This is a genomic window from Stenotrophomonas sp. TWI1183 (assembly GCF_039673115.1).
Classification (GTDB): Bacteria; Pseudomonadota; Gammaproteobacteria; order Xanthomonadales; family Xanthomonadaceae; genus Stenotrophomonas; species Stenotrophomonas maltophilia_AA.
This window is the reverse complement of the sequence record NZ_JBDJKZ010000001.1, coordinates 1-12,902: the sequence shown is the minus strand read 5'-3', so window position 1 is coordinate 12,902 and position 12,902 is coordinate 1. Positions and strand designations below refer to the sequence as shown.

Sequence of the window (12,902 nt, the reverse complement as noted above, 5' to 3'; positions counted from 1 at the left end):
CCGGCAGCGGAACCGGGCGCGCCCCCCCGTTAGTTTGATCTGCGTGCGCCGAGGCGCCACACCGCCAGGCCGCCGTACACGACCAGCAGCGCCACCAGCGTCCACAGTTCGTGGCTGACTTCGCCCAGGCTCGCATCCATCTGGTTCAGGCGCACCATCAGGTTGATGCCCGGCGTGGTGGGCAGCAGGTGGGCCAGCGCGACCAGCGCAGGCGGCGAGGTGACCGCCGGCCAGGACAGGTTGGCCAGGAAGAACAGCGGGATCGAGCAGGCGATGACCACCTGGAACGCTCGCTCGCGGGTGGCGAAGAAGCTGCCGACGAACAGCCCGAACGCCACGGTGGCGGCGATGAACAAGGTGCCGCCCAGCAACTGGCCGATGGGATTGCCGCCGCGCGGATAGTCCTGCACCCAGGCGGTGAATCCCGCGTAGTAGAGCAGCCCGAGCAGGCCTATCGTACCGAAGCCCACCGCCATGCCGGCCAGCGTCGGCAGGTCGAAGCGCAGGCGGCGCCCCAGCGCCAGTCGACGGGCGCCAAGCAGCACGCCGATGCCCATGAGCAGGGTCTGGTGCACGATCAGTTCGGCCACGCCGGGCACGATGGCACTGCCGTAGCCCTCCTGGGTGTTGAACAGCGGGCGCTGCACCAGGGTGATCGGCGGCGCCTGTGGCGCACCCATGAACGCCGCCTGCGATACCGCCGCCTCGCGGGCGAAGGCGGTCAGGGCATCGGCCACGCCGCCGAGCACCCAGCTGGCGCGGCCCAGGTATGCCCCGTTGCCCATCAGCACCAGGTAGCCATGGCCACCGCGCAGGATGTCGCGTTCGAGGTTGGCCGGGATCAGCAGGATGCCCTCGGCCCGGCCGGCCTCCATCGCGTCGCGCGCCTGGTCGACGCTGGCCGGCTGGTCGACGATGCGGACCGTGCGCAGGGCATCGACCCGACGCAGCAGTTCCCGGCTGGTGGCGCTCTGGTCATGGTCGACCACCACGATGGGCAGGTTGCTGGCCACCTGATGACGGTAGGCGGCGGGGTAGAAGAACGAGTAGAGCACCACCGCGCCCACCATCAGCACCACCGCATAGCGGTCGGTAAGGACCGTGCGCAGGGTCAAGCGCAGGCTGGCGGCGAAACGGTTCATGCGCCGGCCTCGTTCTGCGCCGCCGGCGGTAGCGGATCGGGGCTGCGGGCGGCGGCGATCAAGCGCCAGCCACCGATGCCGCCGGCCACGAGCACCATCAGCAGCAAGGTGCCCAACGGCCACAGCGAGACGCTCCAGGGCGCGCCGACGAATTGCTGCTGGGTCTGCACCTTGACGTAAGCGGTGAGCGGCAGCAGCACGTTCCAGATCCGGGTGAACAACGGCGCGTCCACCACCGGGAAGGTGGCGCCCGAGAATGCCAGGGCCGTGCCGATGCTCAGGCCGATCGCGGAGAGGGACGTGCCCATGTCGCGGGTGAGCCCGACAAACAGCAGCGCCACCGCCGCACAGGCCAGATAGAACAGCGGCTGGGCCAGCATCAGCAGCAGCGCACTGCCGGCGATGCCGTCGCCGCGGAGCAGGGCCAGGTAGAGCACGCCCAGCGCACCGTAGAGCGAGAACAGCGCGACATACGGCGCGATCTTGCCGGCGATGGCCGCCCACGGCGCGGCGCCCAGCCAGTCGCGCAGGTGACCGTCACGGACTTCACGGCCGAGGCTGGCCGCCACGGCAAGCGCGAGCCCCAGCGACAGGACCGCAGGGAACAGCAACGGCAGCAGGAACAGCTCATAGCTGCGTGCCGGGTTGTGCAGGATGTCCGATTGCACCGCGATCGGCGGCGCGCGCAGCGTGGCCGGGCCCACCTGTTTGGCGATGCGCTCGCCCAGCAGCCGCGCATTCCAGGCGCTGACCGCTTCAACGATATCGCGCACGGCCGACTGGCCGGTGGTGAGGTAGGTGGCGTTGTAGTACGCAAACACCGTTCCCTGGCGGCCGCGCAGCGCATTACGCGTCGCATCGCGCGGCACCAGGACCACCGCGAATACCTCCAGCCGGCGTATCTGTGATTGCGCATCGGCCAGGCTGGACGGCTGGCTGGCCACGCGCACGCCGGGGCTGGCATCGAGCATCCGCGTCAGCTGGCGGCTCTCGGCACTGCGATCGAGGTCGACCACCGCGATCGGAATATCACGCATCACCGAGGCGGCGAACAGCCAGGCCATCACACCCAGCATCAGCGCCGGGAGCAGGGTGACCAGCAGCAGATCGGCGCGGTCCCGACGCAGGTGGTGCAGTTCCCGCTGCAGCGAGGCGGTCATGCCCGCCCACACCGGACGGTTCATCCCTGCGGCCACGCGAACAGCACGCTCATCCCCGGTCGGAAGCCTTCGATACGGGCGACCGGGCGCAGCCGGATCTCGAAGCTGCGCACGTCATAGCCGGAGGATTGTCGGGTCGCGCGCCAGGTGGCGTAGTCGCCGGCCGGATTGATGAAGTACACCTCGAACCCGGCATCGCGATCCAGCGCGGGCACGCTGCCGCGCAGCCGGCTGCCCACCTTCAGGCCGCGCATCTGCGACTCACGCAGGTTCACCGAGACCCACATGTGATCGATGTCGACCAGGGTGAACACCGGGTAGCCGGCGGGCACCAGCTCACCGATGTCGGACATGCGTTTGTTGATCTCGCCCGCCACCGGTGCGCGGCCGTTGACCTCGTCGCGGGCGGCGTTGACCTCGGCCACCGCGCCTTGTGCCTGGCGCACCTGGCCCTGCGCGGCGCGCTTGTCCTGGTCGCGGGCACCCGCCAGCGCCTGGTCGTACTGCGCACGCGCCGCATTGGACAGCTCGCGCGAACTGCGCGCCTGGGCCAGGGCTTCGTCACGTTTCTGCCGCGTCATCACCCCTTCGTTGAACAGGTTCTGCACCCGCTGATAGGTGGCATCGGCGAGGGTGGCACCGGCCTCGGCGCGTTTCCAGTTGGCCTGCGCGGCGCGGATGTCCTCGCTGCGGGCGCCTTCGTCGGCCTTGTCGGCCACGGCGCGCGCCGCGTCCAGCGCGCCATGCGCCTGTTCTTCCTTGGCGGCGACTTCCGGGCTGTCCAGCACGAACAGCACCTGGCCGGCCTTGACCCGGTCGCCCTCGCGCACCTTCAGTTCGGCCAGCCGCGCGGTGATCTTGGCGGCGACGTTGACGGTGTCGGCGTCGGCCATGCCCTGCAGCTGCTCGGCCGGGGTACGCCAGGCCAGCCACAGGCCGACCACCACCACGATCGCCAGCACCAGCACGATGAGGATGCCGAGCTTGCGCTTCTTCGGCGGCGGCGCGTCGGCCGGTGCCTGCAATGTGTCATTCATGCGCGATCACCTCGTCGCCGCGGCGGCGGAATTCTTCATATCGATCCATCTGTCCACTGATCTCCAGCAGCTGTGCCAGTGCCACGTCATACTGATAGGCCGCCTGCGCGCGTTCGACCTGCGCGCCGCCCAGCCCCAGGCGTGCATCGATCACGTCCAGCGAGGTCGCCTGGCCTTCGCGGAACGCCAGCTCCTGCAGGCGCAGGTTCTCACGGTTCTGTTCGATGCTGCTGTCCAGCAGCAGGTACTGCTGGCGGGCGGTATCCAGTTCGTACCAGGCCTTGCGGACGCCGAGCGTCACCTGGTTCTCGGCCTCGCGCAGGCCGGCTTCGGCCTGCTCCTGCTGCGCACGGGCGGCGCTGATCTGCGCGGGACGCGAACTGGGCGACAGGAAGGTGTACTTGAGGCCGATGCCGAACGCCCAGTCCGGATCGGTCAGCATTTCATCGCGACGACGGAAATCGTACTGGCCGAACAGGAAGACGGTGGGCTTGAGCTTGGCCTGCTGCACCCGAACGCCTTGCTCGGCCTGCGCAACCAGGGCACGCAGCCGCGCGATCTGGGGCTGCCGGGCCTGCGCGTCGCGTTCGAACGTGGGCAGCGCCCCGATCGGCGCCCGGTGCACGAACAGGGGCGACAGCGGCCGGACCTCGCCACCACTGCGGAGCAGGGTGGCCAGCGCCGCCTTCAGGGTCTGGAGATCATTGAGCGATTTCTGGTACTCGCGCTCGGCCTTGTCGCGGGCCACGTTGGCCTGCAGGCGCTGGGCGCGGGTGGCAAAGCCCTCGCGCTCCAGTTTCAGGGCATCGTCGAGGTGACGCTGCAGGCCGTCGCGCACGTCACGGCGCACGTCGACCGCCTGTTCCGCCAGGCGCTGGCCGAAATAGGCCTGGGCCAACTGCACGCTCAAGGATTGCCGTTGCGATTCGCGCTCGGCGCTGGCCTGGTCGGTGGCACCGGCCGCAGCCTGCTGCGCGGCCGGGATCAGGCCGCCGGTGTACAGCGGCAGCACCGCGGTCACCACCGGACGGGTCCGCCAATCGCGCTCGGTGAACTGCAGCGGCGAGTCGATACCGAAGGCCTCGGCGACGGGGGCCAGCGAGCCGAGGGGCAGGGTCAGGGTCTTCTGGAACTGCAGGCGACGCACTTCCCCGGTGATCTCCGGCAGCCGCAGCAGGCGGGTGGCGTCCTGCAGGTCCTGCTTGTTGCGCACCGAGGCATCCGCCGCGGCGAGGGCATCGGACACCTGTTCCAGCCGCTGCTGGGATTGCTGCCAGTCCAGGGCGGGAATGGCGGCGTCGCCCGGTGCGACCTGGGCGAAGGCAACAGCACTGCAGAGCAGCAGGGGGAGACTGGTAAGTCCTTTTAAAGCGCGCGTTGGCGGCCAGTGCCGGCTCACGAGGGGGCAGCTCCGTGGGGTGTGACGGCAAGAGGGTAGTGTGCGTCGCGTGAAGTGCGGGTCTTCACAACGGTGACCGCGGTAACGGCGCTCGTGGCGCGCTGCAGATTGACAATTCTCCTATTAGGACGTTTATATCCTATCCGGGACGCTTCGCTGCCGTCGCGGCCCATCCGTTCGTAACGCCTTCCGCCGATCACAACCGCGGTGTGGCACGCGCTTCAGTACGCCATTCAAGAGAGCACGACATGACAGCAGTAAAGGGTTGGCGGCGGTTTTGGCGATGGGTGAAGTGGTTCCTGCTGGGTCTGCTCGCGCTCGTGATCCTTCTCACCCTGATCGGGGTGGTGTACGAGGCGCTGGCGCGCCGCAGCGCGGCGACCGACCATCCGCTGCGGGGCCAGATGGTGGATATCGGCGGGCGCCAGATGCATATCGAGTGCCGCGGCAGCGGCTCGCCGACCGTGATCTTCGAATCCGGCCTCGGCACCGGCGGCACGATGGATTGGACGCGGGTACACGACCGGATCGCCGGCTTCACCCGTGCCTGCGCCTACGATCGCGCCGGCATCATGCGCAGCGATGCCAAGGACACCCCGCAGCGTGCGTCGGCCGTGGCCGATGACCTGCATGCCCTGTTGAAAGGCGCCGGCATCACCGATCCGCTGGTACTGGTCGGTCACTCCATCGGCGGGCCGTACATCCGGACCTATGTCGGGCGTTACGGCGGGCAGGTGGCCGGCCTGGTGATGGTCGACCCCTCCCACCCCGACCAGATCGCCCGGCTCGGCAGCGTGGTGAGCATCGATGTACATCCGAAGAAGGTGTCGCTGTTGATGCACACCGCGACGGCGCTGTCGCGGACGGGCCTGGTGCGCTTCCTGTTCTCGCGCGCCGATCATGGCCCGCGTCCGAAGGATGAGGCCGCGGAGATCACCGCCTTCTCCAGCGCCTCGGTCACCGGCGCGACCGCCGAACTCGACGGCTTCGACAGCACCATGGACGATGCCCGCGCGGTCACGTCGTTTGGCGACCGCCCGGTGATCGTGTTGACCGCGTTGAAACCGTTCAAGCCCGATGAGCTGGAGAAGATGGGTCTGTCGGCTGAGGAGGGCGCCCGGTTCAAGCAGGAATGGCGCACGCTGCATGCCGAGCAGGCCGCCCTGTCCAGCCGCGGGCAGCAACAGATCGTGAGCGACTCGGGCCACTACATCCAGATCGATCAGCCGGATCGCGTGGTCGCTGCGGTCCGCGAGGTGGTGGATGACGTTCGCGCTGACGGGCGTACCGACAAGGAGATGAAATGATGAAGCGCACCCTGCTCTGGGCGGGCCTGTCCATGCTGCTGGCCACCCACGTGGCGGCCGCCGACCATGACCTGGTGATCCGTGGTGGCCGCGTGCTCGACGGCGCCGGCAATCCGTGGGTCCGCGCCGATGTGGCGATCAAGGACGGCCGGGTGGTCCAGGTCGGCCAGGTCCCCGGACACGGCACCCGCGAGATCGACGCCACCGGGCGCTATGTCTCACCCGGCTTCATCGACATGATGGACCAGTCCGGTGCGGCGCTGCTCAAGGACGGCGCCGCGGAAAACAAACTGCGCATGGGCGTGACCACGCTGATCGGCGGCGAGGGTGGCCCGCCGGTGCCTGCATCCGGGATGCCCGGCTACTTCAAGCAGCTGGAAACGCAGGGTATTGCCGTCAACTTCGGCACCTACTACTCCTCGACCCAGGCCCGCGTGCATGTGATGGGTGATGCCGCGGGCGCGCCCACGCGCAAGCAGCTCGATGCCATGGGCGAGCAGGTCAAGATCGCGATGGAGGCCGGCGCGTTCGGCATCTCCAGTGCGCTGATCTATGCGCCCAGCAGCTTCCAGAGCACCTCGGACCTGATCTCGCTGGCCAAGGTCGCCGCCCAATGCGACGGCTTCTATGCAACGCATATGCGTGACGAGAGCGAGGGCGTGGTCAAGGCGATCGAGGAAGCCATCGAGATCGGCGAGAAGGGCGGGGTCAAGGTGGAGATCTTCCACCTCAAGGCGGCCTACGCGCCGGAGTGGGGCAAGCTGATGCCGCAGGCGCTGGCGACGATCAATGCCGCACGCGACCGCGGCGTCGATGTCGCCGCCGATCTGTATCCCTACACCGCCGGTGGCACCGGCCTGGAAATCATCGCGCCCAGCTGGGTCTGGGCCGACGGTCTCGAGAAAGGCATTGAACGCGTGCGTGACCCCAAGGTGCGCGAGCGGATGAAGAAAGAGGTCGCGGCGGGGTCGATGCCCGGCTGGTCGAATCTGGTGCATGCCTCGGGCGGCTTCGAGAATGTGCGTCTGGCCAACAGCTTCAGCGACAAATATCGGCGGTTCCACGGCAAGACGCTGGCCGAGATCGGCAAGGAACTGAATCTCGATCCCGCGGACGCGGCCTGGGACATCGCGCTCGAAGGGTTGCCCAATCGCGCGGTTGCGCTGTACTTCATGATCAGCGAACAGGACGTGCAGCTCGCGCTGCGCCAACCGTGGGTCAGCATCGGTAGTGATGCCGCGGCGGCGGTGAACTACGGCAGCGACGGCGCCATCGGCCTGCCGCACCCGCGCGCCTATGGCACCTTCCCGCGCATCCTCGCCGAGTATGTGAAGCGACAGCACGTGCTGACGTTGGAGGATGCGGTGCGCAAGATGACCAGCTGGCCGGCGCAGCGGATGGGGCTGAGCGATCGCGGGTTGATCCGCGAGGGCATGCGCGCGGACATCGTGCTGTTCGATCTGGACACACTGGATGATGTAGCGAGCTGGGACGCACCTGCTGGCGCGCCGACCGGCATCGAGACCGTGATCGTCAACGGCGTGGTCAGCTTCGAGGGCGGCAAGCACACCGGTGCCAGGGCCGGCTCGGCGCTGCGCCATCAATGCCGCACGCGCTGAAAAACGTGCGCGCCCCAACACACACAGGACACACCTCATGATCCGACATTCCACCGGTGGGAGCCTTCTCGCCCTGGCGCTGGCCACGTCTGCGCCGGCATTCGCTGCCGCGCCCCCGATTGCCAGCGCGGATGACCTGGGCACGGCCGTCTCGGCGCAGATCGCCTGCGCGGGCATTTTCGTGGCCAACCGCGCCGAGGCCGACGTGCTGCGTGATGACATCCACGCGTTGGCGCCCTTCACCAAGGCGGTGACGCTGTCGGTGGACCGCAGGGCGGGTACCGTCACCGCCTCCGCGCCCGGCACGCCCACCCGCACGGCACTGCATCGCCCGGCGGTCGGCTGCACGCTGACCACTGGCGACGTGCCGCTCACCGCACTGAAGGCCCAGACGGCCCGGCTCAAACCGCTGTCGCCGCTCTCTGCACGCCCGTGGCCGCAGGGCGACCAGCCCGTGCCGGCACTGCAGGCCGCCGCTGAAACGCACCTCGACCGCGCCGCACTCGATGCAGCGGTGCAGGCCGCTTTCGATGAGCAGAACGTGGACGGTTACCCGGACACCCGCGCGATCCTGGTCGTGCAGGGTGGGGCGATCGTCGCCGAACGCTATGCGCCCGGCTTCGACCAGAACACCCGCATGCTGGGCTGGTCGGCGACCAAGAGCTTCATGGGCACGCTGGTCGGCCTGCTGGTCGATGATGGCGTGCTCAAGCTGGATGAGCCTGCGCCCGTGCCGGAGTGGAAGGGTGCAAGCGATCCGCGTGGCGCCATCACGCTGCGCCAGCTGCTGACGATGTCGAGCGGGCTGGCGTTCGTCGAAAGTTACAAGCCGGGCAATGACTCGATCAAGATGCTCTTCGAGGCAGGCGACATGGGCGCACTGGCGGCTGCTTCGCCGCTGGAGCACGCCCCTGGGACGTTCTGGAGCTATTCGTCGGGCACGACCAACCTGCTGTCGCGGATCGTCTTCGAGGCGACCGGCGGCACCCTGGAAGGCATGACCCGTTTCGCGCAGCAGCGGCTGTTCGAGCCCGCCGGCATGCGCAGCGCGCTGATCGAACCGGACGAATCCGGTGTACTGGTCGGCAGTTCCTACGGCTATGCAACGGCGCGCGACTGGGCACGCTACGGGCTGCTGCACCTGAACCACGGCCAGGCCGGCGGGAAGCGGCTGCTGTCGCAGGAATGGCTCGACTTCGCGCTGACGCCCACCCCTGCATCGCCGCGGCCCTCCTACGGCGCGCAGCTGTGGCTGAACCGCGCAGAGGCCACGGAAGCGGGGCGCAAGGTGCTGCAGGATGTGCCACCCGATGCGTTCATGGCGATGGGCCACAACCACCAGATCGTGGCCGTGATCCCCTCGCAGGATGCCGTGATCGTGCGTCTGGGCTGGACCCCGGAAGGGCAGAAGTTCGACTGGAACAAGCATCTGTCGCGGATCGCGGCGGCGCTCGCCCCGGCCGTCGCACCGACGAAGTAGCCGGAAGCGGGGAGAAGAAGGAGGGCGCCCACAGCGGCGCCCATTGACAGTTCTCTTTATAGAGAACTACTGTCTCAATGTGAGAATTACTCACCTTCAGGCAGGGAAACGAGATGTGCTCGATCAAGCTGTTGGCGACGCCCCCGATCACCCGTGACCGTGCCGCCGACGGGGTGAACGTCTGATGGCCCGCCTGAAACTCGGTATCGCGGTCGACGCCCTGCGTCTCGCAGCCCCCTTCCGCATCGCCAGTCACGTGTTCGACTCCCGGCTGGCGTGCCTGGTCACCCTGGATGACGGCACGCACGTCGGCCGCGGTGAGGCGACCGGGGTCTACTACCTGGGCGAAGACATCGAGACCATGCGCGTGCAGCTGGAAGCGGCGCGCGACGCGATCGAAGCCCATCCGACACGCGAGGAGCTGCGCGCGATCCTGCCCGCCGGCGGCGCACGCAACGCGGTCGATGCCGCGCTGTGGGAACTGGAATCCAAGCAGACCGGCACACCCGTCTGGGCGCTGGCCGGGCTCGCTGCGCCACGGCCGCTGCCGACGACATTCACGGTGGGTGCCGACGACCCCGCAGCCATGGCGGCGGCCGCGGTTGCGTATCGGCAGGCGCGCTCCATCAAGGTCAAATTGACCGGTGACCTGGACCTCGACATCGCGCGCGTCGCCGCCATCCGTGCGGTGCGCCCGGATGTCTGGCTGGGCGTGGACGCCAACCAGGGCTATCAGATCGGCGATCTCGACCGCCTGGTGACGGCCATGCTGGCAGCCGATGTGTCGCTGATCGAACAGCCACTGGCGCGCGGGCGCGAAGCCGATCTCGATGGATTCGTGTCGCCCATCCCGCTCGCCGCGGACGAGAGCGCGCTCACCCTCGCGGACGTGGAAGGACTGAAGGGCCGCTTCAAGGTATTCAACATCAAGCTCGATAAATGCGGCGGCCTGACCGAAGCCCTGTTGATCGCGGCCGCGGCGCGCGAGGCGGAGCTGGGCGTGATGGTCGGTTGCATGGTCTGCAGCAGCCTGGGGGCCGCGCCGGGCTTCGTGGTCGGGCAGCTCTGTGATCTCGTCGACCTGGACGGTCCGACCTTCCTCAAGCAGGACCGTACCCCGGGAGTTGTCTATCGCGACGGCACGATCTGGTGCGACGACGCGGTCTGGGGCGCCGGGAGCTGAGGCGCGGGGCGCGCCTGGCGCACGAAATGATGTCAATGCTGCGACGCAGGATTGACAGTTCTCTGAACAGGACTATTGTGTCCTACATGGGCTTGTAAGTAGCCATTCATCCCAGGAGCGTCATTGCCAGGCCGGCACCACCCCAGCACTACGGGGTGCCCTGACTGCCGCATTCCGTGCCCATTGCCGTGGGCGTCCAGCTTCGCTACCGAGGTCTCATCACATGAGTCACTGTTCGCTCCGAATGAACGCGTTGTCGCTGGCCTGCACTGCAGGCATCCTGGCCCTGGGCTGCAGCGCCACGGCACTGGCACAGGTCGCCGCCGAGAACCCCAACCGCGACGAGGTACATACCCTGGGCACCGTGACCGCGACCGCGCAGAAACGCGTGGAAGTGGTGACCGATATCCCGATGTCCATCAGCGTCATCAGCGAAGAGCAGCTCGACCGCCTCCAGGTCAACAACATGAACGACCTGGCCGGACTGGTCCCCGGCCTGCAGATCACCAGCCTCGGCGCGCCGGGCCGTTCGACGATCTCGATCCGCGGCATCACCCCGATGGGCAACACCGCCTCGACCTCGATCTATGTCGACGATGTGCCGCTGACCGCCAACGGCTCGCTGTCCGGTGCCACCTCCGGCATGTTCGATCTGCTGCCTTACGACGTGCAGAACGTGGAAGTGCTGCGCGGGCCGCAGGGCACGCTGTACGGTGCCAGTGCCCTGGGCGGCGTGGTCAAGTACGTGACCAAGCGGCCGGACCTCGAGGACTTCTCGGGCCGCGTCGGCGCCACGATGCGCGTTGTCGACGATGGCGGCCGGGTCGGCCATTCCGAGCGTGCCGCCGTCAACGTGCCGCTGGTGGAGGGTCAGCTGGCCCTGCGCGCCAGCTACGCCGAGCAGACCAGCCCGGGCTGGATCGACAACAGCGTCCTGCATCGCCGCGACACCAACGATGTGTACCAGAACGCCGGCCGCCTTTCGCTGTTGTGGAAGGCGTCGGACACGGTGGATGTCCTGCTCACCGCGATGCGCCAGGAGAACAAGGGCGACAATTTCGCGACGGTCGCACTGGACCCGGCCACCTTCAAACCGAAGCTGCCCGGCTACGCCAATGAATACCTGTTCCTGCAGCCCAGCACGATCAAGTACGACGTGTACGGCCTGACGGTGGACTGGGATCTCGGCTGGGCCGATTTCACCTCTGCCAGCAGCTGGATGAAATCCAACTCGTGGCGCCTTCAGGACCAGTCGGTGGAGTACATCCCGTTGCTCGGCCAGAAGCCGGGCGTCGGGCCGGTGATGGCCTATGCTGGCCTGGACACGGATATCGAACTGAAGAAGTGGACCCAGGAACTGCGCCTGACCTCCAAGGGCGACAGCCGCCTGGAGTGGCAGCTCGGCGCGTTCTACACCGATGAGGATGCCACCTACACCGAGCGTGGCAGTGCATTGAGCCCGGCGTTCATCCCGGTGCTCGATCTGTTCACCGCCTCGGTGTTGACCACCTATAAAGAAAAGGCCCTGTTCGGCAACGCCACCTGGAAATTCACCGACCGCTTCGATCTGGCCTTGGGCGTGCGCCATGCGCGCAATGACCAGGAGTTCCGCCAGACGCTCGGCGGTCCGCTGGGCGGCGACGGGGTGCAGCGCATCACCGAATCCTCGGAAAGCGTGACCACCTGGAGCGCCAGTCCGCGGCTGTTCCTGGGCGAAGACACCATGGCCTACGTGCGCGTGGCCACCGGCTATCGCGCCGGCAGCCCGAACCCCATCCTGCCGGCCGCCCCCGATGTGCCGTCGCAGGTGAAGTCGGACACGCTGATCAACTACGAAGCCGGCCTCAAGACCCACTTCTGGGATCGGCGGGCGCTGGTGGAAGTGGCGGCGTTCCGGATCGACTGGGATGACATCCGCCTGAACCTGCTCACGCCCCAGGGCATCTCCTATGGCGTCAATGGTGGCGAAGCGCGCAGCCAGGGCGTTGAATTCACCGGCGCGCTGATGCCGGTCGACGGCCTGCGCCTGAGCAGCAGCCTGACCTACACCGATGCCAAGTTGACCGCGCCGATTCCGCCGGCCCGCCCGGGCGGCCCCAACCAGGCCGAATCCGGTGCACAGCTGCCGCAGGTGCCCGAATGGGCAGGCAGCCTGCAGGCCGACTACCAGTTCCCGACGAGTGGCGAGTGGGGCTGGAGCGTCGGTGGCGCGCTGCGCTATTACGGCGAGCGCGCGGCCTCGGTGGCGTCGACGCAGTCCTTCGATCTGCCCAGCTACACCACGGTCGACCTGACCGCGGAAGTGAGCAGCCAGAACACGACCGTGCGCTTCTTCATCACCAACCTCACCAACAAGGACATCTACGTGGCGGCAGGCAGGACGATTCCTGCGGCAGGCGCGCAGGAGTACCGGCGCTGGAATGCGGTGATGATGCAGCCGCGCACGGTGGGTGTGTCGCTCGATTACAGCTTCTGATCGAGCGGGGCAGGGCGGGGGGGGGGGGGGGGGGGCGGGGGGGGGGCCCCCCCCCCCCCCCCCCCCCAACACACCACCCGAACACCACGCCGCACCGCC

At 68.0% G+C, this 12,902-nt stretch carries 9 protein-coding genes; 5 read left to right on the top strand and 4 right to left on the bottom strand.

What is annotated here, in order from left to right:
- Positions 1 to 29: 29 nt before the first annotated feature.
- The 4 genes from ABE434_RS00045 to ABE434_RS00030 are packed head-to-tail and all read right to left on the bottom strand — an operon-like array spanning position 30 to position 4,684.
- Complete coding sequence (locus tag ABE434_RS00045; protein ID WP_346477303.1) at positions 30 to 1,142, bottom strand: ABC transporter permease; 1,113 nt, start codon at positions 1,140 to 1,142, stop codon at positions 30 to 32.
- The gene (locus ABE434_RS00040; protein ID WP_346477302.1) at positions 1,139 to 2,326 is read right to left on the bottom strand and encodes an ABC transporter permease; all 1,188 of its coding nucleotides are present in this window, start codon (positions 2,324 to 2,326) and stop codon (positions 1,139 to 1,141) included. Before ABE434_RS00040 ends, ABE434_RS00045 begins: the two co-directional genes overlap by 4 nt.
- Entirely contained in the window at positions 2,323 to 3,339 is a 1,017-nt protein-coding gene (locus tag ABE434_RS00035; RefSeq protein WP_346477301.1) for an efflux RND transporter periplasmic adaptor subunit, read from the bottom strand. The genes ABE434_RS00040 and ABE434_RS00035 overlap by 4 nt, the downstream gene beginning before the upstream one ends.
- On the bottom strand, positions 3,332 to 4,684 hold the full coding sequence (locus ABE434_RS00030; RefSeq protein ID WP_346477680.1) for a TolC family protein: 1,353 nt from the start codon (positions 4,682 to 4,684) through the stop codon (positions 3,332 to 3,334). Before ABE434_RS00030 ends, ABE434_RS00035 begins: the two co-directional genes overlap by 8 nt.
- A gap of 341 nt (positions 4,685 to 5,025) precedes the next feature.
- Here ABE434_RS00030 and ABE434_RS00025 point away from each other — a divergent pair, with 341 nt between their 5' ends.
- The 5 genes from ABE434_RS00025 (at position 5,026) to ABE434_RS00005 (ending at position 12,803) form a co-directional block, all read left to right on the top strand.
- Positions 5,026 to 6,045, top strand: a complete 1,020-nt coding sequence (locus ABE434_RS00025) for an alpha/beta hydrolase (protein WP_346477300.1) — start codon at positions 5,026 to 5,028, stop codon at positions 6,043 to 6,045.
- On the top strand, positions 6,045 to 7,664 hold the full coding sequence (locus ABE434_RS00020) for a D-aminoacylase (protein ID WP_346477299.1): 1,620 nt from the start codon (positions 6,045 to 6,047) through the stop codon (positions 7,662 to 7,664). The genes ABE434_RS00025 and ABE434_RS00020 overlap by 1 nt, the downstream gene beginning before the upstream one ends.
- Positions 7,665 to 7,701: 37 nt before the next feature.
- Positions 7,702 to 9,144 (top strand): serine hydrolase, encoded by a 1,443-nt coding sequence (locus ABE434_RS00015; RefSeq protein WP_346477298.1) that lies wholly within the window; start codon positions 7,702 to 7,704, stop codon positions 9,142 to 9,144.
- A gap of 184 nt (positions 9,145 to 9,328) precedes the next feature.
- A complete protein-coding gene (locus ABE434_RS00010) occupies positions 9,329 to 10,327 on the top strand; it encodes a dipeptide epimerase (protein WP_346477297.1) in 999 nt (332 codons plus the stop codon).
- A gap of 244 nt (positions 10,328 to 10,571) precedes the next feature.
- On the top strand, positions 10,572 to 12,803 hold the full coding sequence (locus ABE434_RS00005; protein WP_346477296.1) for a TonB-dependent receptor: 2,232 nt from the start codon (positions 10,572 to 10,574) through the stop codon (positions 12,801 to 12,803).
- The last annotated feature ends 99 nt before the right edge of the window (positions 12,804 to 12,902 follow it).

Bases quoted from the DNA above. Each gene is read 5' to 3' on its own strand.
- ABE434_RS00045 (WP_346477303.1), bottom strand. From the start codon at position 1,142: ATGAACCGTTTCGCCGCCAGCCTGCGCTTGACCCTGCGCACGGTCCTT.
- ABE434_RS00005 (WP_346477296.1), top strand. From the start codon at position 10,572: ATGAACGCGTTGTCGCTGGCCTGCACTGCAGGCATCCTGGCCCTGGGC.
- ABE434_RS00015 (WP_346477298.1), top strand. From the start codon at position 7,702: ATGATCCGACATTCCACCGGTGGGAGCCTTCTCGCCCTGGCGCTGGCC.
- ABE434_RS00020 (WP_346477299.1), top strand. From the start codon at position 6,045: ATGAAGCGCACCCTGCTCTGGGCGGGCCTGTCCATGCTGCTGGCCACC.
- ABE434_RS00040 (WP_346477302.1), bottom strand. From the start codon at position 2,326: ATGAACCGTCCGGTGTGGGCGGGCATGACCGCCTCGCTGCAGCGGGAA.
- ABE434_RS00035 (WP_346477301.1), bottom strand. From the start codon at position 3,339: ATGAATGACACATTGCAGGCACCGGCCGACGCGCCGCCGCCGAAGAAG.
- ABE434_RS00010 (WP_346477297.1), top strand. From the start codon at position 9,329: ATGGCCCGCCTGAAACTCGGTATCGCGGTCGACGCCCTGCGTCTCGCA.